The sequence below is a fragment of the Streptomyces sp. NPDC093221 genome, assembly GCF_044753885.1.
Taxonomy (GTDB): Bacteria; Actinomycetota; Actinomycetes; order Streptomycetales; family Streptomycetaceae; genus Actinacidiphila.
The window spans coordinates 340,511-366,713 of sequence record NZ_JBIVOA010000006.1; the positions used below are offsets into that span (position 1 = coordinate 340,511).

Annotated in this window: 20 protein-coding genes and 1 riboswitch; of the genes, 12 read left to right on the top strand and 8 right to left on the bottom strand. The window is 71.5% G+C overall.

The annotated features are described in order from the left end of the window. Window positions 1-273 precede the first annotated feature (273 nt). Both ACIQCJ_RS24345 and ACIQCJ_RS24350 read left to right on the top strand, forming a co-directional pair. A complete protein-coding gene (locus ACIQCJ_RS24345) occupies window positions 274-717 on the top strand; it encodes a ribonuclease domain-containing protein (protein WP_355348830.1) in 444 nt (147 codons plus the stop codon). Beyond that, the gene (locus tag ACIQCJ_RS24350) at window positions 714-1,076 is read left to right on the top strand and encodes a barstar family protein (RefSeq protein ID WP_355348833.1); all 363 of its coding nucleotides are present in this window, start codon (window positions 714-716) and stop codon (window positions 1,074-1,076) included. Before ACIQCJ_RS24345 ends, ACIQCJ_RS24350 begins: the two co-directional genes overlap by 4 nt. Window positions 1,077-1,202: 126 nt before the next feature. Here ACIQCJ_RS24350 and ACIQCJ_RS24355 read toward each other — a convergent pair whose 3' ends face one another. Next, a complete protein-coding gene (locus ACIQCJ_RS24355) occupies window positions 1,203-2,411 on the bottom strand; it encodes a lytic polysaccharide monooxygenase (RefSeq protein WP_402712498.1) in 1,209 nt (402 codons plus the stop codon). Between the two features lie 278 nt (window positions 2,412-2,689). Between ACIQCJ_RS24355 and ACIQCJ_RS24360 the strand changes: the two genes are divergently transcribed. Next, window positions 2,690-3,910 (top strand): cellulose-binding domain-containing protein, encoded by a 1,221-nt coding sequence (locus ACIQCJ_RS24360; protein WP_402712500.1) that lies wholly within the window; start codon window positions 2,690-2,692, stop codon window positions 3,908-3,910. Window positions 3,911-4,004: 94 nt separating this feature from the next. On the opposite strand, the gene ACIQCJ_RS24365 is transcribed toward ACIQCJ_RS24360, so the two are convergent. Further along, window positions 4,005-7,505, bottom strand: a complete 3,501-nt coding sequence (locus ACIQCJ_RS24365; protein WP_402712501.1) for a ricin-type beta-trefoil lectin domain protein — start codon at window positions 7,503-7,505, stop codon at window positions 4,005-4,007. 605 nt (window positions 7,506-8,110) lie between these two features. Here ACIQCJ_RS24365 and ACIQCJ_RS24370 point away from each other — a divergent pair. Further along, window positions 8,111-8,281, top strand: a complete 171-nt coding sequence (locus ACIQCJ_RS24370) for a hydrophobic protein (protein WP_355348845.1) — start codon at window positions 8,111-8,113, stop codon at window positions 8,279-8,281. 377 nt (window positions 8,282-8,658) lie between these two features. Here the strand turns inward: ACIQCJ_RS24370 and ACIQCJ_RS24375 are convergent, their stop codons facing one another. From ACIQCJ_RS24375 to ACIQCJ_RS24385, 3 genes are all read right to left on the bottom strand, one after another. Further along, window positions 8,659-9,564 (bottom strand): neutral zinc metallopeptidase, encoded by a 906-nt coding sequence (locus tag ACIQCJ_RS24375; RefSeq protein ID WP_391160763.1) that lies wholly within the window; start codon window positions 9,562-9,564, stop codon window positions 8,659-8,661. Window positions 9,565-9,959: 395 nt separating this feature from the next. After that, window positions 9,960-11,414: a hypothetical protein gene (locus ACIQCJ_RS24380; protein WP_402712502.1), complete on the bottom strand. Its 1,455-nt coding sequence runs from the start codon at window positions 11,412-11,414 to the stop codon at window positions 9,960-9,962. A gap of 255 nt (window positions 11,415-11,669) precedes the next feature. Next, the gene (locus tag ACIQCJ_RS24385) at window positions 11,670-12,581 is read right to left on the bottom strand and encodes a MurR/RpiR family transcriptional regulator (RefSeq protein ID WP_355347049.1); all 912 of its coding nucleotides are present in this window, start codon (window positions 12,579-12,581) and stop codon (window positions 11,670-11,672) included. Window positions 12,582-12,943: 362 nt separating this feature from the next. Here ACIQCJ_RS24385 and ACIQCJ_RS24390 point away from each other — a divergent pair, with 362 nt between their 5' ends. The 5 genes from ACIQCJ_RS24390 to ACIQCJ_RS24410 all read left to right on the top strand — a co-directional run bounded on the left by ACIQCJ_RS24390 (window position 12,944) and on the right by ACIQCJ_RS24410 (window position 19,048). Continuing rightward, window positions 12,944-14,383 carry a GuaB1 family IMP dehydrogenase-related protein gene (locus ACIQCJ_RS24390; RefSeq protein ID WP_391050593.1) on the top strand — a complete coding sequence of 480 codons (1,440 nt, stop codon included), beginning with the start codon at window positions 12,944-12,946 and terminating at the stop codon, window positions 14,381-14,383. 169 nt (window positions 14,384-14,552) lie between these two features. Further along, window positions 14,553-15,011: an Lrp/AsnC family transcriptional regulator gene (locus tag ACIQCJ_RS24395; RefSeq protein ID WP_355347055.1), complete on the top strand. Its 459-nt coding sequence runs from the start codon at window positions 14,553-14,555 to the stop codon at window positions 15,009-15,011. Between the two features lie 132 nt (window positions 15,012-15,143). Further along, window positions 15,144-16,160 (top strand): PRC and DUF2382 domain-containing protein, encoded by a 1,017-nt coding sequence (locus ACIQCJ_RS24400; protein ID WP_355347058.1) that lies wholly within the window; start codon window positions 15,144-15,146, stop codon window positions 16,158-16,160. Window positions 16,161-16,455: 295 nt separating this feature from the next. Continuing rightward, window positions 16,456-17,256, top strand: coding sequence for a carbon-nitrogen hydrolase family protein (locus ACIQCJ_RS24405; RefSeq protein ID WP_355347061.1), 801 nt, complete (start codon window positions 16,456-16,458; stop codon window positions 17,254-17,256). Window positions 17,257-17,335: 79 nt separating this feature from the next. Then, window positions 17,336-19,048 (top strand): FAD-dependent oxidoreductase, encoded by a 1,713-nt coding sequence (locus ACIQCJ_RS24410; protein WP_391050599.1) that lies wholly within the window; start codon window positions 17,336-17,338, stop codon window positions 19,046-19,048. 16 nt (window positions 19,049-19,064) lie between these two features. On the opposite strand, the gene ACIQCJ_RS24415 is transcribed toward ACIQCJ_RS24410, so the two are convergent. Both ACIQCJ_RS24415 and ACIQCJ_RS24420 read right to left on the bottom strand, forming a co-directional pair. Then, window positions 19,065-19,739 carry a DUF5995 family protein gene (locus ACIQCJ_RS24415; protein WP_402712503.1) on the bottom strand — a complete coding sequence of 225 codons (675 nt, stop codon included), beginning with the start codon at window positions 19,737-19,739 and terminating at the stop codon, window positions 19,065-19,067. Between the two features lie 128 nt (window positions 19,740-19,867). After that, the gene (locus ACIQCJ_RS24420) at window positions 19,868-20,731 is read right to left on the bottom strand and encodes an NAD-dependent epimerase/dehydratase family protein (RefSeq protein ID WP_402712504.1); all 864 of its coding nucleotides are present in this window, start codon (window positions 20,729-20,731) and stop codon (window positions 19,868-19,870) included. Window positions 20,732-20,884: 153 nt separating this feature from the next. On the opposite strand from ACIQCJ_RS24420, the gene ACIQCJ_RS24425 reads away from it, so the two are divergent. Next, entirely contained in the window at window positions 20,885-21,727 is an 843-nt protein-coding gene (locus ACIQCJ_RS24425; RefSeq protein ID WP_402712506.1) for a helix-turn-helix transcriptional regulator, read from the top strand. A 378-nt stretch (window positions 21,728-22,105) separates the two neighbouring features. Here ACIQCJ_RS24425 and ACIQCJ_RS24430 read toward each other — a convergent pair whose 3' ends face one another. Continuing rightward, a complete protein-coding gene (locus tag ACIQCJ_RS24430) occupies window positions 22,106-23,335 on the bottom strand; it encodes an MFS transporter (RefSeq protein ID WP_391160751.1) in 1,230 nt (409 codons plus the stop codon). Between the two features lie 184 nt (window positions 23,336-23,519). Here ACIQCJ_RS24430 and ACIQCJ_RS24435 point away from each other — a divergent pair, with 184 nt between their 5' ends. Both ACIQCJ_RS24435 and ribD read left to right on the top strand, forming a co-directional pair. Then, window positions 23,520-24,725: an ROK family protein gene (locus ACIQCJ_RS24435; protein ID WP_402712508.1), complete on the top strand. Its 1,206-nt coding sequence runs from the start codon at window positions 23,520-23,522 to the stop codon at window positions 24,723-24,725. Window positions 24,726-24,794: 69 nt separating this feature from the next. Further along, a riboswitch (FMN riboswitch) is annotated at window positions 24,795-24,925 on the top strand. Window positions 24,926-25,074: 149 nt separating this feature from the next. Then, window positions 25,075-26,202 (top strand): bifunctional diaminohydroxyphosphoribosylaminopyrimidine deaminase/5-amino-6-(5-phosphoribosylamino)uracil reductase RibD, encoded by a 1,128-nt coding sequence (gene ribD, locus ACIQCJ_RS24440; RefSeq protein ID WP_355347082.1) that lies wholly within the window; start codon window positions 25,075-25,077, stop codon window positions 26,200-26,202. The last annotated feature ends 1 nt before the right edge of the window (window position 26,203 follow it).

Genomic DNA, 26,203 nt, shown 5'->3' on the forward strand with positions numbered 1-26,203 from the left:
CGAACGACCGGAGGGGACGGGCCGGGGTGACTCCGCAGGAATGCGTTGACAGCCGGGCGCCGAATTCCGTGTGACCAGGTGTGACGCATTCCGAGGAGGCGCCCCGGCCCGGCACCGACCCACGGTCAGCCGGCGCGGGCAACCGACCCCGACCCGACGGCAACCGGCACCGCCAACCGGCACCGACCCACGGCCACCCGCGATGCCCCCGGCTTGACCCGTGCGGAGTGCCGTTCCGCGCTGGAAGTGATCAAGTGTGGCAGCATCGGCGGCATGCTGCTGCGGTCCGTTCCACGCGCGGTCGCCCCCGTGCTCGCCACCTGCCTGCTCGCTCTGTTCGGGGTCCTCCTCGGCGGCTGCGCGACCCCCACCGTCGTCCCGGCCGCCCACAGCTCCGGGCGGGCCGCCCACGCCTCGTCCACCCCCGCCTGGGCCGACGGCCACCACGTCGTGCACCCCGCCGACCTGCCCCCCGAGGCCCGCACCACGCTGGCGCTGATCGACCGCGGCGGACCGTACCCGTACAGCAGGGACGGCATCGTCTTCGGCAACTACGAGAAGGAACTGCCCGCCCGGACGCGCGGCTACTACCACGAGTACACGGTGCCGACCCCGGACGCCCCGGACCGCGGCGCGCGACGGATCGTGACCGGCCGCAACGGCGAGATCTTCTACACCTCCGACCACTACCAGAGCTTCGAGGCGGTGCTGCGATGACGGCCACCACACCGCCGGGCGACACCCTCGTACTGGATCTGACCGGGGTCGTCGACCGCCAGTCGTTCATGGACCGCTGCACCGAGCGGCTGCACCTGCCGGACTGGTTCGGCCGCAACTGGGACGCGCTCGCGGACTGCCTCACCGACCTGTCGTGGTGGCCGGTCGGCTCCGACGGGCGGCGGCTGCGGATCGAGGGCTGGCAGGAGTACGCGGCGGCCAAGCCGCGCGAGTGGCGGATCGTGAAGGACATCCTGCGCGACGCGGAGACCTTCTGGCGCGACACCGACACCGAGCTGACCGTGGCCTTGGAGGAAGACACGAACGGGGACGCCGAAGAGAGGGACGCTCGTCCGTAGGCGCACGACGCGTTCGCACGCGAATATGAAATGCGTGAACCGGTCGGCGTCCGGGGACGGCCGCCCCGCGCCCGTCGCCCCGCACGGCAGGAGGCCGTACGGGGCGCTGTCGGCCGCGTCAGCGCGCTAGGAGAACGTGCAAGTGATCGAGCCGATGGGCGTGTTGTTGCCGGTCGAGTTGGCCGTGAATCCGAACGTCGTGGAAGCGCCGTCCGGTGGGATCGTGCCGTTGTAGGCGGCGTTGGTGACGCTGATGCTGCCTCCGCTGACTGACTGGACTCCGTTCCACAGACTGGTGATCTGCGTTCCGGTGCCGAGCGTCCAGTTCACCTTCCAGTGACTCGACGGCGAGGCGCCGTGGTTCATCACGGTGACCTGCCCCTGGAACCCACCGCTCCAGGAGTTGGAGACCGCGTACATCGCCATGCAGGAGCCGGGGTCGGTCCCGCCTGTGCTGCCGCCGGTCGTGGTGCCGCTTGTGGTGCCGGTGGTCGTGCCGGTCGTAGTGCCAGTGGTCGTGCCGGTCGTCGTGCCGCTCGTGGTGCCAGTAGTCGTGCCGCTTGTGGTGCCGGTCGTCGTGCCAGTGGTCGTGCCGCTCGTGGTCGAACCGCCGTTGTGGATGCCACTGACCTCGCCGTGACCGCCGTCGAACGCGATGTCGGAGCAGGAGAAGAAGTTCTCATTGCTGTCCGAGCGGACCCACTGGATGAAGACCATCGCGTCACCCGTACGGTTCGAGGGCAGCGTCAGGTCCCAGTAGTAGTGGCCGCCGTCGGTTCCCGGCGACCCCACCGCGGGCGGGTTGGTGGTGCTTCCGATCGACTCCAGGTCGGCCCAGGCCAGCGGAGTGGTCGGGGACCAGCCCTGCTTGGTCACATAGACACGGAAGGTGCCCGGGTGCGCGGCCCAGTTGCTGTACTGCAACTGGATCGTGGAGCCCGACGTGAGGTGCGTCCTCGGCCAGTCGGCGCGGGCCGCGTTGTAGGCCGAGAAGTCGTACGGTGACTTGTTGCCGGCGCTGCACAGCGTTCCGTCCGGGACGTAACCCTCGCCGCGACCGCCCGCGTTGGAGTCGAGCACCGCGAACCAGTTGTACAGCGACGTCGTTCCGCTCTGGGCGACCGCCGCGGCGCAGGCCGGGTTGGTCGGGGTGAGGGCGCCGGTGGGGGTCAGGGCGTCCTCGTAGCACAGGTAGGTGCGCGAGCCCGGCATCATCGCCACGCCGTGCGCCTGCGCGGAGCCCTGGCTGAGCAGGACCGCGCCGAACGCCGAGAGCAAAAGAGCGAAGACACCGAATAACGACAGTTGCCAGCTTCTTTTTCGCTTCAAGATCATGACCTTTCCGGGAGCTTTCCCGGGGCCGCGGCGCACCGCGGCCGGGCCACCGGGACAGCGTGGGGGGAGGGAACGGGTCTGCGAGTGGGAGCGCTCCCATTTGTGAAGCTAACAGTGGATCAAGAATTCGTAAACACCTGCGGACGAGACCGGCCCGAGTCGCGCCGCGCTTGGGTCGGGCCGCATCCGTTGACAGTGTGCAGCCAGGGCGCTGTGATGGATGGGAGCGCTCCCATATGTTGTGCTCCCCCCACGCAAGCACCCCGAAAGAGGCACCTATGCCCGCTCGCACTCTCCGGTTACCACCCAGGTTGTGGACGGCGGTCGCCGCCGCCATAGCGCTGGCCGTCTCGCTCCTGATCTCGGTGCCCACCAGCGGATTCGGCGCGTCGGCGTCCGGATGCCGGGCCGAGTACACGCTCAACGAATGGCCCGGTGGCTACACCGCGCAGGTGCACGTCACCAACCTCGGCGCGGCGCTGAGCGGTTGGCGGCTGACGTGGACGTATGCCGGTGATCAGAGGATCACTTCGGCCTGGAACGCGACCGTCACCCAGAACGGACACTCCGTCACCGCCGTCAACGCGTCCTACAACGGGGTCGTGGCAGCAGGAGGCACGGTCGACTTCGGCGTGCAGGGAACTGCTGGGTCCGCGGGCGCGCAACCGGCTGACTTCGCCCTCAACGACCTGCCCTGTGGAGGCGCCAGCACCACCCCGCCGACCACGCCCCCGACCACCCCGCCCACCACCCCGCCGACCACGCCCCCGACCACCCCGCCGACGACGCCCCCGACCACTTCGCCGCCCGCGGGATGCGACTCCGCGACGATATGCACGGGCTTTGAGGACCAGAGCGGTGCCGGTCCCGCCGGGGACTGGCGTTTCACCGCACCCGACTGCCAAGGCACGGGGACGGCCGCCATCGACACGACAGTCGCGCACAGCGGCTCGAAGTCCCTGCGGGTGGACGGAAAGGCGGGCTACTGCAACCACGCCTTCGTCGCCTCCACCGCTGATCTGTCGTCGGTCGGCCCGGTGGTCTACATCCGTATGTGGGTGCGGCACACCACGGCGCTCCCGACCTCGCACGTCGCCTTCGTCTCCATGCCGGACTCCTCCCAGGGCGGCCGGGCGCTGCGGATCGGCGGCCAGAACGGCGCCCTGCAGTGGAACCGGGAGAGTGACGACGCCACCCTCCCGGCGCAGAGTCCGGCCGGGGTCTCGCTGAGCAGTCCGCTGCCGACCCTCACCTGGCAGTGTCTGCGCTTCGCGGTCGACACCACGGCGCCGAAGCTCGACACCTGGCTCAATGACACGCAGATACCCGGATTGCACGCCGACGGCGTGCCGACCCAGGACATCGACCAGCAGTGGCTCTCGCGCACCACGCCGCCCAGGCCGACCGCCCTGCGACTCGGCTGGGAGAGCTACGCCACGGGCGACGACACCTTGTGGTTCGACGACGTGGCCGTCGGTTCCGCGCCGCTCGGCTGCTGACGAGAGCGTCGCGGAGGTCCGTCGCGGACACGGTCGGACAGCCGGTCTGACCGTGTCCGCGACGGGGTGGGTCACAGCGGACGGGGCGTGCCGGTCAGCCGAGGCGGAAGCGCTGTGCCGCCGTCCCGTTGCAGTCCCACAACTGCACGGGATCCCCGGCCTGCTGGCCGTTGTCCTTGTCGTCGAGGCAGCGGCCCGACTGCGGATTGAACAAGGTGCCGTCGGCCCGGCTCTCCCACACCTGGGCGCCCGTGCCGTTGCAGTCCCACAGTTGGGTCCGTGTGCCGTTGCCGGTGTTGCCGCCCACCGCGTCGAGGCACTTGCCGAAGGTCCGCAGCGTGCGGTCGCCGGGCGCGGACCAGCGCTGCGCGTCGGAGCCGTTGCAGCCGGACAACTGCACGGGCGTGGCGGAGGCCGGATCGGCGTTGGTCACGTCCACGCACAGGGCAGCGGGGCCGGAGACCGCACCGGGCGGCAGCTTCCACGACTGCGCGGTCACACCGGCGCAGTCGTAGAGCTGGAGCTGTACGGCGCCGGGTGTGGTGTTGCCGTCCGGCACGTCGAGGCAGCGTCCCGAGGCCGGATTGAGCAGGCTGCCGTCGGAGCGGTGCGTCCAGGTCTGCGAGGCGGCACCCGAGCAGCCCGCGACGCTCACCGGCGTACGGTTCGCCGTCCCGCCGCCCGTGGCCGTCAGGCACTTGCCGAGGAGCCGGACGGTACTGTCGGCCTGGTACGCGACCTGCTGGGCCGCGCTGTGGTTGCAGCCCCACAGCTGCACGGCCGTCCCGTCGTCGGCCACCCCGCCGCGCACGTCGAGGCACAGGCCGCCCGCGCCGATCACCTCGCCGGACGCCGGGTTCGCGGACGCGCTGCCGGACAGCGTCACGGTGTGCGAGGAGCCGAGCGGGAGCGCGCCCGTCGTCACCGTCACCGTCCTGCGGTTGACGTTCCACGACCACGCGGTCTCCGGGACCTGCACCCCGTCGACCGAAACGGCGGTCGGCGCCTGCGAGTTGGACAGCCGCAGGGTGTAGGCCCGGGAGGTCGGCGCGCCGCTGAAGGAACCGGTCTGCGCGCCGATCGTCAGTGTGCGAGCCGCCTCACTCCACGACAGGGGCGCCTCGGTCGCCTGGCCGCTGCGATAGCCCGTGCCCTCGCCGGCGTCGGAGTAGACCGAGAAGGCCCCGTCGGCACCCGCGGCGACATTCACCGTCACCTGCGTCAACGGCCGCTGCCCCTGGTTGTCGACGTAGTCGGTGCGGGTGGGGAGGATGCCGCCGGCCTTGATCAGCACCGGCATCCGGGACAGCGGACCGGTGATGGTGACGGTGGCGGGCCCGGTGTAGGTGCGGCCGGTGAAGTAGTCCGTCCAGCTCCCCGGCGGCACCCACACCGACGCGGAGCCGTTGCCGCTGGAGTCGTTGGGCGAGGTGATCGGCGCGACCAGGACGTCGTCGCCGTACAGGTACTCGCCGGTGGCGCTGTAGGCGGCGTCCTGGGACGGGTAGTCGAGATACAGCGGCCGGACGATGGGCACACCGGTCGCGTTCGCCTGCTGTGCGAGCGTGTACGTGTACGGGACGAGCGCCTCCCGCAGCCGCAGGAAGGACTCGGCGCTCGCCGCGGCAGCGCCGCTGTAGTTCCACGGCAGCCGGTCGCCGTGGTCGGAGTGCAGCCGGTCCACCGGCTGGAAGGTGCCGAATTGCACCCAGCGGGCGTACAGATCGTCGGCGAGATGACCGCCGTGGAAGCTGCCGATGTCATGGCTGACATTGGAGATTCCCGCGGCGGCCTCGGCGGCGGTGAACTTCGCCTCGAAGGCGAGCATGTCCCACGTCGCGGGCGTGTCGCCGGTGAACTGCATCGAGTTGCGCCGCTCGGACCAGGGCCCGACCGGGTAGTTGCTGTTGTCGCCGCCCTCCTCCGAGCCGCCGATCCGTGCGAAGGAGAAGCCGCGCAGCCCCTTGGCCGCCGCGTCGTCCGCATAGGCCTGGTTGATCAGATTGTCCGGCCCCACATGCGGATCTGACGCGGTCGAGGCACCGCAGTTGGTGCAGTAGTCCAGCCACCACTCCCGCACGCCCTGTTGCTCGAAGGGCTGGTGCAGATCGAGATAGGCGGCCAGATGCGCCGGGTTGGACCAGTCGAAGGCGTACGTACTGCCGCCGTCGGGCAGGAGGCCGCCCGCGCGGGAGTTGGCCGCGGCGAATTTGGGGTCGCCGCTGTCGATGGTCGGGTGGATGTTCATCGACACCGCGAGACCCTGCTGCTTGGTCCAGTCGAGGAATGCCCGCGGATCGGGGAAGAGCGAACTGTTCCAGTTCCAGCCGTTCCACTGCGTCGGCGACTTCCAGTCGGTGTCCACCACCAGCCAGTCGATCGGCGTGTTCGTGCTGCGGAAGGTGGGCAGCAGCGAATTCTCGTAGTCGGCCGTCGAGTAGCCGTAGTACCGCGAGTACCACACGCCGTAGGCCGACTCCGGTAGCAGATTGGCGCCGCCGGTCAGGGAGTTGAGGTCGGCGAGGCCCTGCTTGTAGTTCTGGCCGTAACCGAAGAAGTAGCCGTCCTGGTACGGCTGGGCGCCGTGCGAGGGCCGGTCGGTCACCGCGTGCGCGCCCGACAGCAGAGCCGTCCGGGTGTCGTCCAGCAGGTACCAGCCGTCGCGATCGAGGATCCCCGGGTGCTCGGGCACCGGCACGGCCGCCGGATTGTCCAGTGTCCGGGACCAGCCGCCGAGGGTGTTCGTCGGCCCCGCGCCGTAGCCGGTCGTGGTGAGCGCCGTCGACGCGGCCGGGTACGCCGTGGTGCCGACCGGGGTGACCGCCAGGCTGTCGATGTTGACCCTGCCGGTGTCACCCGCGTTCTGCACGATGCTCAGGGTGTTGGTGCCGGCGGTCAGGTGCACCGTGGCGGACGCGGTCGACCAGGCGTTCCACGACGAGGTGGCGGGCAGGCTGAGCGCCGGGCCCGCGGTCGAGCCGACCCGGGTGGACAGGGTGCCCGTGCCGCCCGCCGCGTTGGAGTAGCGCACCCACAGCCGGTAGTCGCCGGTCGACGGCACCGCGGAGACGTCCTGGGTGAGGCCGCTGCCCGTGTGCTCGTATCCGGCGACGAAGCCGGAGCCGGTGTGCCCGGTGTGGTCGTAGGCGGCGACGCCGTAGCCGCTGAGCAGCGAATTCTCAGCCTCGCAGGCGGAGTTGACCGGGCAGTAGGAAGGAAACGCCGGTGTGGCGGTCACCCCCGTGCCCGCCATCGTCACCGTGAGGTTGGCCGCCGTGAAAGGGCCGCTGCCCCGCTTGTAGCGCAACGTCAGCCCGGACGTCGTGATCTCGCGGTATCCGTCCGCGGTGACGTCCGTGGTGACGTCGGATACGGGGAAGGACCGGTTGACGGCGTTGAACGTCGTCCCGTCCTGGAAGACGGCGTCGCCCGCGTACTCCAGCCGCACCAGGGTCGGACTGAGCACCTCGAAGCGGGCGTTCCCGTCGGTGACGACGGAACTCGACGCCGCGGCCCGCGCTAGCGGGGCGGCCTGCCGCGCCACCGCGCTGTCGACGGCGGTGACCGACAGCAGCGCCAGGCATGAACTCAGCACGAGCGCCCGGCTCCTGCGGGGCGAGAGAGGTGATCCGACGCGGCGTGGGCGCATGGGCATGCCTTCCGTAGTCCTCGACAGAGCCTGACATCGTTGTCCATGGTCCAATTCGCCGTGCGGGAAGCGGAGTTGAGTTGACCGGCGCGACGAGGCGAGAGAGCGCTCTCTGAAGCTAGCCATTGGTCGTGTATGCGTCAATACGCCGCACGGGCCGCACGCGGCGGTCGGCGGTGTGTCACTCCGGTCGACGCGCCTCGACGGCCCCGCCCCGTCCCGTCACCGCGCTGACGCAGCGCGAGACACCACCGGTCGCACCAGAAGTCGGAAACAGCCCGGATCCCCGCGGCGGTGTCCGCGACACAGTCCGCAGCGTCCGGTCGTCATGGTGAGGACAAGGAATTGCGGAGCGGTAGGGGGTGATACGGGTCTGGCGCGCACTCGGAATCGAGTGCGCCTGTCGTCGAGGCACGGTGACTATGGCGCCCGACCGCCTGTCCCGCTCATCGCCAGGACACCTGTCACCAGCTGATGGATACCGTTCCGTGACATTATCCGCGCATGTCAGTGTGGGCGTGGGGCAAGCGCGCGAGTGGGAGGTACAAACTATGGGACCGCTTCTGCTCGTTCTTCTGCTCGCGTTGATTCTCTTCGGCGCCGGGTTCGCCCTCAAGATTCTGTGGTGGGTGGCGATCGTCGTCCTGGTGGTCTGGCTGCTGGGATTCGTTGTCCGCTCGACGAATTCCGGTGGCAGCCGTGGCCGTTGGTACCGCTGGTAGCGACGCACTTCGACCTGCCACTGAGCGGTGTCTGCCCCTCGCGGGGCGGACACCGCTCAGTCGTATTGCGACAACGTTCTCCGATGACGGGTACACCGGATATTTCGGGACAGGATGACAATGCTGGGGCGCCGCCCGCATCACCAGCGGTTCCACCTCCAGCGGGCAGCGCTCCAGTGCCCGCGACCGGGCCGGGGCGACCCCGGCACTGGCATTCAGGGGCAGTGGCATTCAGCGGCATTGACATCATTTGAAATTCAGCGTTCAGGAACGCGGCGCCCATTCCGCGCCGCGCACGGCGTTGTCCGCGCGCGGTATCGGGTGTTCGGCATGTCCCGTCCGCGCTCACCGCGGACGGGGCCGGACGAGCTGACCTCTCAGGCGAAGGTGTCGCAGGCCGAGACGGCTCCGGAGGTGTAGCCCTTGGTGAACCACTGCTGGCGCTGCGCCGACGAGCCGTGGGTCCAGGTGTCCGGCGTGACCTTGCCCTGGTACTTCTGCTGGATACGGTCGTCGCCGACAGCGGCCGCCGCGTCCAGGCCCACAGTGATGTCGGACCGCGTCAGGTCGGTGATCAGCGGCTTTCCGCTCGCCGGGTCCGGGGTGGTCGTGGCGTGGTGGGCCCACACTCCGGCGTAGCAGTCGGCTTGGAGTTCGAGTTTCACCGAGCCGCTGTTCTCGCCCTGGCCGCTGCCGCGCGAGATGGTGCCGCTGAGGTCCTGAATATGGTGTCCGTATTCGTGCGCGATGACGTATGCCTCGGCGAACGGGCCTCCCTTGGCGCCGAACTTGCCTGTGAGCTCGTCGAAGAACCCGAGGTCGAGGTAGACCTTGTCGTCGGCGGAGCAGTAGAAGGGGCCGACCTCCGACGTCGCCTCCCCGCAGCCGGTGTTGACCCTGTCGGTGAACAGCAGGGTCGGCGCCTGGGTGTAGGACTTTCCTGCGGCTGTCTCCGTCTGCTTCCAGAATGCCTGGACGCTGTCGACCACGGCCACGATCCGGCAGTCGTCCTTCTTGTTGGCGTCCGCCCCGGTCCGGCAGTTCGCCGCGAGATCGCCGGGCGCGACGCCCTGGGAGCCGCCGGATCGCGCGGCGCTGTCAGAAGTGCCGCCCGAGCTGAGCAGACCCGGGTCCACCCCGAACACCACAGAGGCGATCACGACCAGCAGCCCTACCACCCCACCGCCCACGGTCTTTCCGCCACCGGGAATCCCGCCCCGTGTGCCGCCTCGGTTGTCCTGCACCTCGGAGGTGTCCAGGGCGGCATCGTCGTCGAACTGCATCAGCTGACTCTCCCTCACAACACGCCGGTACGCCGTGTCTCACCGGGGGCGTCTACCCAGCCGAACAGACCTCATCTGGTTGTGCCCGGACCGTGTTCCGAGGGGTCGCCGTCCGCAGGAAGCCCTCCCGGCGGACAGCCACCTGGATCACCGACCCGGGAGAGTCGACCGTGCGGAGGACGCCGCGGGTCAGTCGGCGGGGCGGGTGTCCCACGCGGCTCTCATATCGGAACGGTCGGGCGGGTACCGGCCCGTGATCGAGGCGCCGAGGTACGGGACGACCCGTTACGGCGAGGCGTCCGTCGCCGACGGCCGTGCCCCACCGCATGGCTCGGCCCGCCCGCACATGGTGTGCGGGCGGGCCGGGGCCGCCCAGTGTCGCTCAGCCTCCGGACTCAGCGCGGCGACAGGCGGTAGAGCGCCGCCGCGCCCGCTTTGAGGTGGACCTTCAGCGTGCCGTGCTGGGCCGCTCCGCGGTAGCGGCCGGTGGCCGGCTCGAAGGTCGCCACGCTTCCGACGTGCGCCTGGTTGACGCCGAGCCGCACCGAGGCGGGGGCGTCGGGATTGCGGTTGGCCACGAGCAGGTAGCGGGTGCCGTCGTCCTGAGTGTTCCTGAAGAGACCGATGACGGCGGCGTCCCCGGTGGCCGAGGTCAGGTGGTCGCCTGGGGTGAAGGCCACCGCGCTCGGCGGCAGCGGGTCGTCGTTGGCGTGTTGGACCGACTCCGAGCGGAGCGGCTTGAGTTGGCGGCCGACCGGCTGGAGCCAGGTGCGGTTCAGCCTGCGGGCCGCGCCGTACAGCGGGGTCTGCTTGCCGTCGGCGGTGATCAGCGCCTTGGTGAAACCCTCGCCACGGGCGGGGTCCGGCGTCCAGTAGGTGAAGTACTGGATGCCCTTGCAGCCGTACGCCAGGCTGATGTTGGTCTGCCAGGCCAACTGCGAGGCGGTGGGCACCCGGTGGTTGTTGTAGCCGACCGACTGGATGAACGTCCACGCCGGCAGACCGGACTTCAGCGACGCCTCGCGGTAGATCGCCCAGTTGTCGAAGTAGTTGAGGTCTATGCCGTCGGTGAGGATCGGGTACCGGTCGAACGAGATCAGCGGCGGCTTGACGGTGTCGATGTACGCCTGCACGAAGGCCGCGTAGTCCGGGCCGTTACCCGGCACGAGGTTGGAGTACGGCAGCAGCCCCGGTGCGACGTCACGCACGATGCCGGTGAGCGCCCCGACCGTGGGGAATCTGGACTGGGCCGGTTCGTCGAAGACGTTGAACCCGGCGAGCGAGGGGTGGTTCGCGTAACTGGCCAGTGCCGCACGCACCCATGACGTCGCGTCAGCGGTGGTGAGCGAGGACGGCACGCTCCGGTCATCGGTGACCGACAGGTACTGCGCGATCGCCTGGATCCGGGGGTCGCCCGAGATCAGCACCTTCAGGCCCACCTGGTCGGCCATCTGCAAGGCGTAGCCGCCGCTTTGCGGATCGAATTGGTAGTTGCCGGTGATCAGGAAGGTGAACCCGGCGTCCTTGATCTCCTGGTAGCGGTCGAGCGTGGTCTCGTACGGGTGCGGCGGCCAGAACAGCCCGATCGGGAAGTCCGGCCCTCCGGTGAGCGGAAGGTCCACGCTCGCGGCGGTAGAGTCCGCCGCGTCGGCGGCGTGCGTGCCGTCTCCGGAATCCACCGAACTCAGCGCCCCGGCGGTCGGATCGCCGGGCCCCGGTGCGGCCGCCGCCCGGTTGGCGGCCAGCCCGCCCGCGGCCAGGACGCCGGCGCCCAGGCCCGCGGCCTGTAGCAGCGTCCGGCGGTGCATCGGCTGTGAAGCGCTGGAGAGGGAGGAGTTCTGTTCTGGCATGGCCTACTCCGATCGTTAGAACGCGGGAACGGGGAGGGGGCTGAAGGTCCCAACGGTGCACCGGCGACCGTGGCGGACGCACACATGCTGGCAGACGGTGGTGGTTCAATCAACCACGATGCGCAGAAATGATGAATGAATCATGCAGGACGCGGCGTGCACCGCCGCGCCCGCGCCCCGGTATCGGCAGACGGACTCGGCGCACTGAACTCGGCGCACTGAAACTCGGGCGCACTGAACTCAGCGCGCTGAAACTCAGCGCCCGCGGCGCCCCTTCACCATGTGGTCGCCCGGGATGTGCCCGGTGAGCGCCATGGACGCGCTGGCCCGGCCGTACGACAGCTGCGCCACGCGCACGTACAAGCAGTCGATCAGCACCAGCACCGAGTGCCGGGCTCCGATGCTGCCGGCGCGGAAGGAGGTCTCGGCGGTTGCGGAGATCAGCCGGACCTCAGCGGCCCGCGCCAGCGGTGACCTGTGGTCGGCGGTGATCGCCACTGTGGTGGCGCCCCGCGCGCGGGCGAGTTCGAACGGCTCGATCGTCTCCCGGGTCGATCCGGAGTGAGAGATGCCGATGGCGACATCGGCCGGGGTGAGCAGGGCCGCCGACGTCGTGGCGGCGTGCACCTCGTTCCACCCGCGCACCGCGCATCCGATCCCGAAGAGCCGCAGCTCGGTCTCCACCGCCACCGCGCCGCTGCCGCCGACGCCGTACACGTCGATCCGCCGCGCTCGGGCGACCGCCTGGGCCGCGCGCTCAAGCGACGCCAGGTCGATGGTGTCCAACGTCCGCTGCACCGCGCCGAGATCTGCCTGGCCGACGACGGTGACCACCCGCCGCAAGTCGTCGTCGGGGGAGATGTCCGGCCCGATCTCCGAGGTGCCCCAGGCGGGCTCGTCGCCGCGCGCGCTCTCACGGACCAGTTCGATCAGCAGATGCTGGTACGACTCCAGGCCCACCGCGCGGCAGAACCGCGTCACCGTCGGCTGGGACGTGCCGGTGCGCCGCCCCAGCTCGGCGGCCGAGCAGCCGATCACGGAGTTGGGGTCGGCGAGCACCAGCTCGGCCACTTTCCGCAGTGAGCCCGTCAGGTGCGGCAGCTCGGCTCGGATCAGCGCTGTGACATCGATGCGCGCTCCCGCGTGGCCGTAGCCCTTGGCCTCCATACGGGTCCCCGATCGCTCACACCTGCCGGCCGTCCGAAAGGCCATGATGCCATGCGATTATGTCATTCATCGTGTATCGACCACGCAGACTGAAAGATTCAGCCTGCTTGCTCCGGTACGCCGCGGACCTCCTCCGCCAGGTCCATGCGCGGCGGCCCCGACGGGGTGTCCCTCCTGGAGGTCTCCCGCTGGTCGGGGCACTCTACAATTCAGATAACCGCGGACATCTATGGTCACCTGACCCCGGGCTCGGACGACAAGCTGAAGCGTGTGATGGACGAGGTACTGACCAGCGCCACCGTGCTGGTTCCGTGCTGACTTCGGCTCGCCTGCAAGGCAAAGCCGCAGGTGGGAGCAACAGCGTGAAATTCCTCAACGATATTCGGCCGCCGTACGACCTGACGTACGACGACGTCTTCATGGTGCCGAGCCGCAGCGCGGTCGGTTCCCGCCAGGGTGTGGACCTCAGGTCCCCTGACGGGACGGGCACCACCATCCCCCTGGTCGTGGCCAATATGACGGCCATCGCGGGCCGCCGGATGGCCGAGACCGTGGCCAGGCGCGGCGGCCTCGTCGTCATCCCGCAGGACATCCCCCACGACGTCGTCGCCGATGTCGTGGCCTACGTCAAGCAGCGCCATCTGGTGCTGGACACCCCGATCACGCTCGCCCCTTCCCAGACCGTCGCCGACGCGCTGTCCCTGCTGCCCAAGCGGGCGCACGGCGCGGGCGTGGTGGTCGAGGACGGGCGGCCGGTCGGCGTCGTCACCGAGTCCGACCTCAGCGGCGTGGACCGCTTCACGCAGCTCTCCGAGGTCATGTCCAGGGACCTGCTGCTGCTCGACGCGGACATCGACCCGCGCGAGGCGTTCAACCGGCTGGAGGACGCGCACCGCAAGCTGGCGCCCGCTGTGGACGCCGAGGGCCTGCTCGTCGGCATCCTGACCCGCAAGGCGGCGCTGCGCGCCACGCTGTACGAGCCCGCCGTCGACGCGAACGGGCGGCTGCGGATCGCCGCGGCCGTGGGCATCAACGGCGACGTGGCGGGCAAGGCCAAGCAGCTCCTGGACGCCGGGGTGGACACCCTGGTCGTCGACACCGCGCACGGCCACCAGGAGTCGATGCTCGCGGCGGTACGCGCCGTGCGCGCGCTCGACCCGCGGGTGCCGATCGTGGCGGGCAACATCGTGGCCGCCGAGGGCGTCCGCGACCTGATCGAGGCGGGCGCCGACATCATCAAGGTCGGCGTCGGACCCGGCGCCATGTGCACCACCCGCATGATGACCGGCGTCGGCCGCCCGCAGTTCTCCGCCGTCATGGAGTGCGCCGCGGAGGCGCGCAAGCACGGCAAGCACGTCTGGGCCGACGGCGGCGTCCGGCACCCGCGCGATGTCGCCATGGCGCTGGCGGCGGGCGCGTCCAACGTGATGATCGGCTCCTGGTTCGCCGGTACGTACGAGTCGCCGGGCGACCTCCAGCAGGCCGCCGACGGGCGGCTGTACAAGGAGTCCTTCGGCATGGCCTCGGCGCGCGCGGTCCGCAACCGTACGAGCGAGGAGTCGGCGTACGACCGGGCGCGCAAGGCGCTGTTCGAGGAGGGCATCTCCACCTCGCGGATGTTCCTCGACCCGGCCCGGCCGGGCGTCGAGGACCTGATCGACTCGGTCATCGCCGGGGTGCGCAGCTCCTGCACGTACGCCGGGGCCGCCTCGCTCGACGAGTTCGCGGAGAAGGCGATCGTCGGCATCCAGAGCGCGGCGGGCTACGCGGAGGGCAAGCCGCTGCACGCGAGCTGGAACTGACGCGGGGTCGGGCGCCGGTGCCTTCGCCGGTGCCCGTGGCCGCGCCGGTACCGGTGCCTTCGCCGGTGCCCGTGCCCGTGCCCGCGCCGGTGCCCTCGCCGGTGCCCGTCCCGGTGTCGCCAGGGGGCCTTGGTCCCGAGTCGTCGGAGATGTCTCTATCCTGCGAGCTGTGAAGCCGCTCAACGATCTCGACGAACGCATCGTGCACGCCCTGGCCGAGGACGCCCGGCGGTCCTACGCGGACATCGGCGCCCAAGTGGGCCTGTCGGCGCCCGCCGTCAAACGCCGGGTGGACCGGCTGCTGGCGGCGGGCGCGATCACCGGTTTCACCGTACGGGTCGACCCCGCCGCGCTCGGCTGGCAGACCGAGGCGCTGGTGGAGCTGTACTGCCGCCACAACACCTCGCCCGGCGACATCAGGCGCGGCCTCGCCCGCTACCCGGAAGTCGCGTCCGCCTCCACCGTCACCGGTGAGGCGGACGCCGTGGTCCAGGTCTTCGCCTCCGACGTACGGCACTTCGAGCAGGTGCTGGAGAAGATCGCGGGGGAGCCGTTCGTGACCCGCACCAAATCCGTGCTGATCCTCTCCCCGCTGCTGCGCCGCTACGGCGGAGGCGCCCCGGAGTGAGAGCGCGGAGTGCGCCTGCCGAGGCATAAGTTGGGTAATGTCGCAAATCATGCGAATTGTGGCTGAAGTCACCCGATCGGGGTACAACGGGTACTGAGGCCAGATCGGCCCCGGCAGCACGAAGGAGGCGACATGATCACGCGTGAGCAGATTCCCAAGGTCATGGGCCATGCGGTGCATGACGCTCAGGGGAAGAAGATCGGCGAAGCCGCCCACCTGTACCTGGACGACGCCACGGGCGAAGTCGAGTGGGTCGCGGTGAAGACCGGTTTCTTCGGCAACAACGAGACATTCGTGCCGACGCGTGCCGCCCGCCTGGTCGAGGACCATCTTGAGGTTCCGTACGAGAAGGACCAGGTCAAGGGCGCGCCCAATGTGGACGTGGACTCGGGCGGACACCTCTCGGCGTCGGAGGAGCAGAACCTCTACCGCTACTACGGCATGGAAGCCAGGTCCGGCGGGTCCGTGGGCCGCGCCGCGAACGGGCAGGGCGCCGGGACCGGCGACGCGAAGGCCGGAGCCGCCGCCGGTACGGCCGGTGCCGCCGGAGTGGCCGCGGGCACCGCCGCGGGCCGTCACGCGCGGACCGCGGACACCGGAGCGCCGAGCACCGACAAGACCGCCGCGGCCCGCGCGGGCGCGCCGGTCGCCTCCACCGGCAAGGACACGCCCGCCATGGCCTCGGGCGCACCGCAGCGCCTCGCCGCGGACGGTCTCGACCCCGAGAGCGAGACCATGATCCGCTCCGAGGAGGAGATGCACGTCCGGGTCGAGCGGGAGACCATCGGCCAGGCGCGGCTCCACAAGGTCGTGGACGTCGAGGAAGTCGAGCAGACGGTGCCGATCCGGCACGAAGAGGTCCACCTCGTCCGTGAGCCCATCGACCCGAAGACCGCCGCGGGCCGTACGGGCGACATCAGCGAGGCCGAACAGGTCGTCACCCTCCACGAGGACAAGGCGATCATCGAGACCGAGGTCGTGCCGAAGGAGCGCGTCCGCATGCGCGTCGACGAGCACGTCGAGCAGAAGACCGTGCACGGCCGGGTCCGCAAGGAGCGGATCGAGACCGACACGAGCCCCGCGACCACCGAGGAGACCAGCGGCTACGAGGGTGAGCAGGGCCGCAAGGACCGCCGCTTCGGTAGCTGAACCGACCTGACGGCCGGTCGAACGGCCTCACCGCACCACGCGAGCGGGCCCCCACCCCTGAATCCCGGGGCGAGGGCCCGCTTCCGTGCCCCCCAGGACGCGCCCCGCGAGCCCCTCAGCTAGCGCCGTGCGAGCCCCTCAGCGGCGACCCGGCGCAACGAATCGCCGGTAGTGCCGGAGAAGACGCAACGAACAGCGGCAGCAGCCGCAATGATCGCGTCTTGCCGCCGCCGCGCACGGAACCGTACTGTCGAAGGAGTCCCGTACACCCCCTCTGAACAGGCGAAAGAGACTCATGGCACCGTTGCGCGCTGCGCTGTATCAGGGGCCGGGCGGCGTACCCGAGTCGGTGGACGCGGCGCTCGCCGGATTCGAGGAGGCGGCTCGACGGGCCGCCGAGGGGGGAGCGCGGCTGCTGGTGACGGCCGAGCTGTCGCTGACCGGCTACGCGGTCGGCGACCGCCTCGCGGCGCTGGCCGAGGAGGCCGACGGACCGTCGGCGCGGCGGGTGGCGGAGATCGCCGCCCGGTACGGGATCGCCATCGTCTACGGCTACCCCGAGCGGGACGGTACGGCCGTGCACAACGCGGCGCGGCTGATCGGCCCGGACGGCGCCCCGCTCGCCAACTACCGCAAGACGCACCTGTTCGGGGACTTCGAGCGGTCCGCCTTCACCGCCGGTGACACACCCGTCGTACAGGCCGACGTCGACGGCGTACGGATCGGGCTGCTGATCTGCTACGACGTGGAATTCCCCGAGGCGGTACGGGCGCACGCGCTCGGCGGCACCCAACTCCTCGTCGTGCCGACCGCGTTGATGCGGCCGTACGAATTCGTGCCGCACACCCTCGTCCCGGCCCGCGCGTACGAGAGCCAGCTGCACCTGGCGTACGCCAACCGCTGCGGGGCCGAGGGCGATTACCACTTCGCGGGGCTGAGCTGCCTCGTCGGACCGGACGGCGCGGTGCGCGCGCGGGCCGGGACCGGCGAGGAACTGGTCTTCGCCGATGTCGACCCGGCGCTGATCGACGCCGCCCGCGCGGAGACGCCGTATCTGGCCGACCGCCGCCCGGAGTTGTACCGCGCGCTCGGCTGAGCCCGCGCGCCGGAGTGTCCCGCGAGCGCCCGTAACCCCCCCTTTTCCCGCACGCCAGTTCAGCCAGGAGAGCCGCCCCATGACGTCCGTGCCCACCGCGGTCCACGACGAGCAGCACGCCGAAGCCCAGGAGCAGCCGCCCGTCACCATGTTCGGGCCTGACTTCCCCTACGCCTATGACGACTTCCTGGCGCACCCGGCGGGCCTCGGCGCGGTGCCGCCCACCGAGCACGGCACGGAGGTCGCGGTGATCGGCGGCGGCCTGTCCGGCATCGTCACCGCGTACGAACTGATGAAGATGGGCCTCAAGCCTGTCGTCTACGAGGCGGACCAGATCGGCGGGCGGCTGCGCACGGTCGGATTCGACGGCTGCGACCCCGGCCTCACCGCGGAGTTGGGCGCCATGCGCTTCCCGCCCTCGTCCACCGCCTTCCAGCACTACGTGGACCTGGTGGGCCTGGAGACCAAGCCGTTCCCCAACCCGCTGGCGCCCGGCACGCCTTCGACCGTCGTGGACCTCAAGGGCGAGTCGCACTACGCCACCTCGGTGGACGACCTGCCCGAGGTCTACCACCAGGTGATGCACGCCTGGAACGCGTGCCTGGAGGACGGCGCCGACTTCTCCGCGATGCAACGGGCCCTGCGCGAGCGGGACATCCCCGTGATCCGGGAGATCTGGTCGGCACTGGTCGAGAAGCTGGACAACCAGACCTTCTACGGCTTCCTGTGCGACTCCCCGGCCTTCGCGTCCTTCCGGCACCGGGAGATCTTCGGGCAGGTCGGCTTCGGCACCGGCGGCTGGGACACCGACTTCCCCAACTCGATCCTGGAGATCCTGCGGGTCGTCTACACCGGCGCGGACGACGACCACCGCGGGATCGTCGGCGGCTCGCAGCAGCTCCCGCTGCGACTGTGGGAACGCGAGCCCGACAAGACCGTGCACTGGCCGAAGGGCACCTCGCTGCGCTCGCTGCACGCCGCCCGCGACGGCCGGCCGCGCCCGGCCGTGACCGGGCTGCACCGCACCGCGGGCAACCGGATCACCGTCACCGACGCGTCGGGGGACATCCGTACGTACCGCGCCGCCGTCTTCACCGCGCAGAGCTGGCTGCTGCTGTCCAAGATCGCCTGCGACGACTCGCTCTTCCCGATCGACCACTGGACGGCGATGGAGCGCACCCACTACATGGAGTCCAGCAAGCTCTTCGTGCCGGTGGACCGGCCGTTCTGGCTGGACAAGGACCCGCGGACCGGCCGCGACCTGATGTCGATGACGCTCACCGACCGGATGACCCGCGGCACGTACCTGCTGGACGACGGACCCGACCGGCCCGCCGCGATCTGCCTGTCGTACACCTGGTGCGACGACAGCCTCAAGTGGCTGCCGCTCAGCGCCCACGAGCGCATGGAGGTCATGCTGAAGTCGCTCGGCGAGATCTACCCGGGCGTCGACATCAGGAGGCACATCATCGGCAATCCGGTGACGGTCTCCTGGGAGAACGAGCCGTACTTCATGGGCGCGTTCAAGGCCAACCTGCCCGGCCACTATCGGTACCAGCGGCGGCTGTTCACCCACTTCATGCAGGACCGGCTGCCCGCCGACAAGCGCGGCATCTTCCTCGCGGGCGACGACATCTCCTGGACCGCGGGCTGGGCCGAGGGCGCCGTGCAGACCGCGCTCAACGCGGTGTGGGGTGTCATGCGGCACCTCGGCGGCGCGACCGACCCGCTGAATCCCGGTCCCGGCGACCGCTACGACGAGATCGCGCCGGTGCTGCTGCCGGAGGACTGAGCACGGGGCCCGTACGTCAGCTGCGACGGCCCACCGGCGTGAGCAGGCAGCGGCCGATCAGGCCGACGCCCGCGTCCAGGCGGCGCACGCACTCCTCGTACGCGTCCGGCCGGCCGCGCAGCGCCCACAGCAGCCGGGCCGCCGCCCAGGCCGCGTCCCGCGCCCGGTCCAGGCTCCACGAACCCACGACGTGGGTCAGCGGATCGGCGAGTTCGAGCAGGTCGGGGCCGGGCATCAGCTCTTCGCGCACGCGCTCCTCGACGGCGGTCAGGATCTCGCCGACGCGGTCGAAGTCGGCGGCCAGGGCGGGGGGTTCACAGCCGGTGGCGCGGCAGGTGTCGACCACCGCCAGGGGAAGGTCGTGGCCGACATGGGCGTTGACGCCCGCCAGCGCGAACTGGAGCGGGTGGATGTCGCGGTGGGCGCGCATACGGAGCAGGGGCCGCCAGGACGCCGGCGCTTGCCTTCCCTTGGCGTCGTCCTCGACGGCCTTGAGGTAGCGGTTCGCGAACCGCACCGCCAACCGGGCCGCCGTCTCGGCGTCCTCGAAACCGTTCGCGGCCAACTGCCGCCCCACCGCGCGTGTCACCTCCACGTACACGGCGTTGAACACGCCCAGTCCGTCGCGGCGGCCCCCCACCCGCCGCATCCGCCCCACCACCGAGGCGACATCCTCGTCCGTCGTCCGCATCCCCCCACCCTCCCGGCCCGCTCCACCCCCGCGCCCGCGGCGCGACCGGTTTCACCGCCCGCACCACCCGTGCGGATCAGAGTTCGCCGGCGGGCGCGCCTGTGCGGGTGCGGCGCCGGACGCGCCGCTTAGAGGGCGCCCGCCGCGGCGGCGGACCAGACGGTGGGGTGGAGGGGGCGGAAGCCCAGCTCGTGGTGGATGCGGAGGGGGGAGGAGATGCCCTCCCAGGGGTCGGCGAGGGGGCGGTCGGCCATACCGGCAGGCACCTCGGCCCCGTTGATCCAGTGGATGTCGAGGGCGGTGACCGGCGCGTCGTCGGTGATGTTGTAGATCCGCCCGGCCACACCGGGGGCGTACAGGACGCGCAGGAGGCCCTGGGCGACATCGGCGTGGTGGACCATGGACATCCGGCGGTGGGCGGGCCAGTCCCGGGCCCACCGCAGCGCCTGCGGCAGGTGCGGATCGCCTTCGCCGTAGACGAAGGAGAGCCGCCCGACGCGCACGTCGACCCCGCTGTCGCGGCCGAGGGCGAGCAGCCCGACCTCGGCCTCGCGCTTGGCGGCGGGATAGGCGCCCCACAGGGAGGCGCCGGGCAGCGTCTCGTCGTCCTCGACGGCCGGTCGGCCACGGCCCGCGCCGTACACCAAGGTGGTGCTGACCTGCACGAAACGGCCCACGCCCGCGTCGGCGGCGGCGCGGCCGAGGTCGAGCGCGGCGTCGCGGTTGACGGCCCACGCCTCCTCGTCGGGGACACCGCGGAAGGCGGCGGCGATGTTGAGCACGGCGTCGACGCCCGACACGGCCTCGCGGACGTCGTCGGCGTCACGCAGCTCGCCGACCACCGCCTCCGCGCCGAGCCGGGTGAAGGGCTCGGCGCGCGCCTCGTCGCGTACCAGGACGCGTACGGTGTCGGCGGTCCCCGCCCGTTGCAGCAGGCGGGGTACGAACCGGCGTCCGACCTGTCCCGTCGCGCCGGTGACCAGGATCTTCATGGGGTGCTCCTCGTGGTGCGGACCTGCGGCGGGACCCGGTGTTCCGCCGCTGTCTCCCACCCTGCGCGGCCCGGAGCGCGGGCGGCAGAGACCTCTCTATCCGGGGAGTGGCACTCCCTGGATAGTCGCGCCGCGCGGACGCATGCTGGAAGGGTGAACCGACCCGAGCTCGCCGACTTCCTGCGCCGCTGCCGCACCCGCCTCGCCCCCGCCGACGTGGGCCTGGCCGAGGGGGTCAGGCGCCGCACGCCGGGGCTGCGCCGCGAGGAGGTCGCCCAGCTCGCCGGGATGTCGGCGGACTACTACACGCGGCTCGAACAGTCCCGCGGCCCGCGCCCCTCGCGCCAGATGCTCACCGCGCTGGCCCGCGCGCTGCGGCTGACCGCGGACGAGCGGAACCACCTGTTCCACCTGTCGGGGGAGGAGCCGCCGCGCGAGGCGGGCGGCAGCGGGCACGTCAGGCCGGGGCTGCTGCTGGTCCTGGACCGGCTGCACGACACGCCCGCGCAGGTGGTGAGCGACTTCGGCGACGTCCTCGCGCAGAACGCGATGGCCGCGGCCCTGCTCGGCGACGTGTCGGCGCGGCCGCCCGCGCTGCGCAATGTCGTACGCCGGATGTTCACCGACCCCTCCGCCCGCGCGCTGTTCCCCGAGGAGGACCACGAGACGCTGGCCCGTCACCATGTGGCGAATCTTCGCGCCGTGCTCGCGGCCCGCCCCGACGACCCGCGCCCGGCCGCGCTCGTCGCCGAACTGCGGTCGGAGAGCCCGCAGTTCGCCCGGATGTGGGACGACCACGAGGTCGCGGTGCGCCGCTCGGACACCAAGCGCTTCCGCCATCCGGTCGTCGGGGAGCTGGAGTTGGACTGCGAGGTGCTGCTCAGCCCCGAGCACGACCAGCGGCTGATCGTCTACACCGCGCGCCCCGGCACCGCCGCGTACGAGCGGCTGCGGCTGCTCAAGGTGGTCGGCCTCCAGGACCTGGCCGTCGGCTGAAACGGTCCCCGGACCGTCGTCCCCGGCGCGCCGCGGAATGTGACTGTCACGGCCCAACTCCCTTCGTACGTACGGGCGATGGCGCCTACGTAAGGGGTATGGAGGCGCGCCTGTGCCATGGCGTATTCCCGCGGCATGATTTGCCCCCGGGTATGCCCAACAGTGAGTGAAGGGCCGCTAACGTGAAGACACGGTCCGGCGGGCACGAATCCCCCGTGCGTGCCCGCCGGACCTTCGATTCCCCGGGATTCCCAGGGGTTTCCCGGATCTTCCGGACCGTGCCGCCGCCCCGCGTGCCGAGTGCCCCGCCGACGTGTTCGCCGTAAGGGGACGGCCGATCGGGACCGTACGGCCTCGCCCGGCCGTCCCCGTACCGGATCAGTCGGCCGCGGCGGCGACCCCCGGCGCGGGCGCGGGGGAGGAGCCGGTGACCGTCTTGCCCGCGGCCGGGCGGACGACGCCCGCGCCCACCACCAGGCCGAGGGTGAGGACGGTGACCAGCGTGAAGGAGACCGTCAGCGAGGTGGCCCCGGCGATACCGCCGATCGCGGCCGGGGCGACCAGGCCCGAGGTGTACGTGACGGTGGCGACGCCCGCGATGGCCTGGCTCGGATTGGGGCCGCTGCGCCCGGCGGCGGCGAAGCACAGCGGCACGACCACGGATATCCCGATGCCGAGCAGCGCGAAGCCCGCGATGGCGGGCAGCGGCGAGTGCGAGAGCACCACCAGCAGACCGCCGAGGGTGGCGAGCACCCCGCCCGACCGCAGCGTCCGTACCGCGCCCAGCCGCCGTACCGCGAAGTCGCCGAAGAGCCGCGTGACCGCCATCGTGCAGGAGAACGCGGTGTACGCGACCGCCGCGATGCCGGGTGAGGCCCCGGCGACATCGCGCAGGTAGACCGCGCACCAGTCGGAGCTGCCGCCCTCCGCGAACACCCCGCAGAAGCCGATCGCCCCGATCACGAGCGCCGTGCGCGGCGGCAGGGCGAAGCGCGGCGGCGCGGCCTGGTCCGCGTCCGGCCGGATGTCGGGCACCCCGGCGCAGATCAGATAGCTCGCCACCAGCAGCGCCGCGGCCATCGCGCCCAGATGAATCCTGCCGTCGAGCCCCGCGTGCGCCGCGGGCACGCCGATCGCCGCGCCCACCAGCGTGCCGACGCTCCACATGCCGTGCAGCCCCGACATGATCGACTTGCCCTTGCGGTGCTCCACCTCGATGCCGATCGCGTTCATGACGACATCCGCCATGCCCGCGCTGGCCCCGAAGGCGAGCAGCGCCAGGCACAGCCACGGCAGGCCCGGCATGACCGCGGGCAGCGCCAGTACGGCCGTCCACATCCCGAGCAGGACGCGCAGCGCGGTACGGGAGCCGAGGCGGTGCATCAGCCGCCCCGCCAGCGGCATCATCAGCGACGAGCCGATCGCGGGACAGGCCAGCGCCAGACCGAGAGCGCCGGGGCTCAGGGACAGATGGTCCTTGATCCACGGGATACGGGTGGCGAAGGTGCCGCTCGCCGCGCCGTGGACGGCGAACGCGATGGCGATGGCCATATGGGCCCGGCGGATCCGGGACGGAGCCGTCTTGTCGTCGGCGGCGGCGGTTTTCATGCGGCGTAAACTATCAGGAAGGCTCCCTGAAAGTTAAGGGGTCATCGGCTGCCAGGAGACCGGGTTGCCGGGCCGACGGCTCAACGGGTTCACGGACTCGATCAGTCCGCGCTCCCGTCGGGCACCCGCTCCGGGAAGCCGTACGGCGTACGGGCCCACCGCCCCGGTCTGGAAGGATCCCCGCATGACCGTCACCCGCGCGCTTCCGGGCCGCAACGCGTCACCGCGCACCGCCCGCGCCATCAACGACCGCCTCGCCCTGCGCCTCCTCCAGCAGGAAGGCCCGCTCACCGCGGGGCAGTTGAAGGAACTCACCGGAATGTCCCGGCCGAGCGTCGCCGACCTCGTCGAGCGGCTCCAGGACTCCGGACTCATCGAAGTGGTCGGCGAGGCGGGCGAGGACAGACGCGGGCCCAACGCGCGGGTGTACGGCATCGTCGCCGACCGGGCGTACGTCGCCGGACTCGACATCCGCGTCGAGAGCATCGGCGTGGAGATCGCCGACCTCCTCGGCCGCACCGTCGCCCGCGCCGACCTGCACGTCCCGGACGGGGCCGACCCGGCCGGGACCGTGGCCGAGGGCGTGGCCCTGCTGCGCCGCGCCATCCGCACCGCGGGCGCCACCGAACTCCACACCGTCGCCTGCGGCGCGCCCGGCCTCGTCGACCCGGAGACCGGACGGCTGCGCGCCGCCAACGCGCTGCGCTCCTGGCACGCGGACCTGGTCGACGAGATCCGCTCCCGGCTCGGCGTGCCCGTGCTGCTGGAGAACGAGGTCAACCTCGCCGCCGTCGCGGAACAGCGCGTGGGAGCCGCGCGGAACGACGACACCTTCGTCCTGCTCTGGATCGGCGGGGGAGTCGGCGCCGCCGTCGTCCTCGACGGCAAACTGCGCCGCGGCGCGTCGGGCGGAGCCGGCGAGGTAGGCTTCCTCCCGCTGCTCGGCACCCCCGAACTGCCGACCGCCACCGACTGCGACAACGGCTACCACGGGCTGGTCGGCAGCCGCGCCGTCTGCGCGCTCGCCCGCGAGCACGGAATCCCCGTCGGCGGCGCCGACGAAGCCGAGGGGGCCGCAGCGGCCGTCACCGCCGCGCTCGCCGGAGGCGCCACCACCGAAGGCTTCCTCGCCGAGCTGTCCACGCGGATCGCCGTCGGGGCCGCCGCCATCTGCGCCGTGCTCGACCCCGGACGGGTCGTCCTCGCCGGTGAGGTCGCCCAGGCCGGAGGGGCCGCCCTGGCCGAACGCGTCGCCGAGTGCCTCGGACGCATCTCGCCGCTGCCGACCGTCGTACGGGCCAGCGCCGTGCACGGCGGCGCCGTCCTGCGCGGGGCCGTGGTCACCGCCACCGACGCGGCCCAGGAGGAGCTGTTCGCCCCCGCGGTGTGAGGCAGGGCACACGGACGCCCTGGAGGCCGCGGGGGTGTGCGTGGCACACTGGTGCCGTACCAGTGACGTTTGCGCACTCCGGGGTCGGTGTAATTCCGAACCGGCGGTTACAGTCCGCGACCCGTCCGCAGCCAGCGGCCGGTTGACCAGGTGAAATTCCTGGACCGACGGTGAAAGTCCGGATGGGAGGCAGTGCGCGGCGGGCGTTCACTCGGGTACGCCGCCGTCAGCGGCCCCGCGCGCACAGCGCGAGCGGTCCGCGGCCGTCACCGGCGTACGCGATGGTTCGGTTTCCCCGCTCAGCATCCCAACGCCCCGGAGTCCGTGCCCGAAGAGGCAGGAGGACCCGGTGGCCACCGCCACGGAAACCGACGCGATGCGACGCGCTGTCGCGCTGTCGGCCCGCGCGCTCGGAGACACCGCCCCCAACCCGGTCGTCGGCTGCGTGATCCTCGACGCCGAGGGCGCCCGGGTCGGCGAGGGCTGGCACCAGCGGGCCGGCGGCCCGCACGCGGAAGTGCACGCGCTGTTCGCGGCCGGTGAGCGGGCCAGGGGCGGCACCGCCCTGGTCACGCTCGAACCCTGTAACCACACCGGCCGTACCGGCCCCTGCGCCCAGGCGCTCATCGAGGCCGGGATCGTCCGCGTGGTCTACGCGGTCGCCGACCCCAACCCGTCGGCCTCCGGTGGCGCCGCCACCCTGCGCGCGGCGGGCGTCGAGGTCGAGAGCGGACTCCTGCGGGACGAGGCGGAGGCGGTCAACGTCGCCTGGCTCACCTCGGTCCGCCTCGGCCGCCCGTACGTGCGCTGGAAGTACGCCGCCACCCTCGACGGCCGGATCGCCGCGGCCGACGGTTCGAGCCGCTGGATCAGCTCCGCCGAGTCCCGCGCCGACGTGCACCGGCTGCGCGCGGAGTCCGACGCCGTCGTGGTCGGCTCCGGCACCCTGCGGGCCGACGACCCCCATCTGGCCGTACGCGGTATCGACGGGGTGACCCAGCCGCTGCGCGTCGTGGTCGACACCCGGGCCCGTACCACCGCCGACGCCCGCGTGCTGGACGACGCGGCACCGACCCTCATCGCCGTCGGCGAGGACGCCGACACCTCCCACCTGCCGGGCGTCGACACCGTACGTCTGCCCTACGCCAGGACCGAGGACGGTACGGAGGGCGGCGGCGTCGACGTGGCCGCGCTCCTGGCCGCACTGCACATGCGCGGGGTGCGCTCGGTACTGCTGGAGGGCGGGCCGACACTGGCCGGGGCGTTCGTCGCCGCCGGAGCCGTCGACGCGGTCACCGCGTACCTGGCGCCCGCGCTGCTCGGCGCCGGGCCCAACGCGCTCGGCGACGCAGGAATCACCACCATCGCGCAGACGTTGCGGCTCGACGTGACCGATGTCGCCCGCCTCGGGCCCGACGTGCGCGTCACGGCCGTACCGGCCGTGTCCCACTCCTCCCACTCTCCTCAGGAGCGCTGAA

Coding starts and splice junctions, on each gene's coding strand:
- ACIQCJ_RS24345 (WP_355348830.1), top strand. CDS start 274: ATGCTGCTGCGGTCCGTTCCACGCGCGGTCGCCCCCGTGCTCGCCACC.
- ACIQCJ_RS24350 (WP_355348833.1), top strand. CDS start 714: ATGACGGCCACCACACCGCCGGGCGACACCCTCGTACTGGATCTGACC.
- ACIQCJ_RS24355 (WP_402712498.1), bottom strand. CDS start 2,411: ATGATCTTGAAGCGAAAAAGAAGCTGGCAACTGTCGTTATTCGGTGTC.
- ACIQCJ_RS24360 (WP_402712500.1), top strand. CDS start 2,690: ATGCCCGCTCGCACTCTCCGGTTACCACCCAGGTTGTGGACGGCGGTC.
- ACIQCJ_RS24370 (WP_355348845.1), top strand. CDS start 8,111: ATGGGACCGCTTCTGCTCGTTCTTCTGCTCGCGTTGATTCTCTTCGGC.
- ACIQCJ_RS24375 (WP_391160763.1), bottom strand. CDS start 9,564: ATGCAGTTCGACGACGATGCCGCCCTGGACACCTCCGAGGTGCAGGAC.
- ACIQCJ_RS24380 (WP_402712502.1), bottom strand. CDS start 11,414: ATGCCAGAACAGAACTCCTCCCTCTCCAGCGCTTCACAGCCGATGCAC.
- ACIQCJ_RS24385 (WP_355347049.1), bottom strand. CDS start 12,581: ATGGAGGCCAAGGGCTACGGCCACGCGGGAGCGCGCATCGATGTCACA.
- ACIQCJ_RS24400 (WP_355347058.1), top strand. CDS start 15,144: ATGATCACGCGTGAGCAGATTCCCAAGGTCATGGGCCATGCGGTGCAT.
- ACIQCJ_RS24405 (WP_355347061.1), top strand. CDS start 16,456: ATGGCACCGTTGCGCGCTGCGCTGTATCAGGGGCCGGGCGGCGTACCC.
- ACIQCJ_RS24410 (WP_391050599.1), top strand. CDS start 17,336: ATGACGTCCGTGCCCACCGCGGTCCACGACGAGCAGCACGCCGAAGCC.
- ACIQCJ_RS24415 (WP_402712503.1), bottom strand. CDS start 19,739: ATGCGGACGACGGACGAGGATGTCGCCTCGGTGGTGGGGCGGATGCGG.
- ACIQCJ_RS24420 (WP_402712504.1), bottom strand. CDS start 20,731: ATGAAGATCCTGGTCACCGGCGCGACGGGACAGGTCGGACGCCGGTTC.
- ACIQCJ_RS24430 (WP_391160751.1), bottom strand. CDS start 23,335: ATGAAAACCGCCGCCGCCGACGACAAGACGGCTCCGTCCCGGATCCGC.
- ACIQCJ_RS24435 (WP_402712508.1), top strand. CDS start 23,520: ATGACCGTCACCCGCGCGCTTCCGGGCCGCAACGCGTCACCGCGCACC.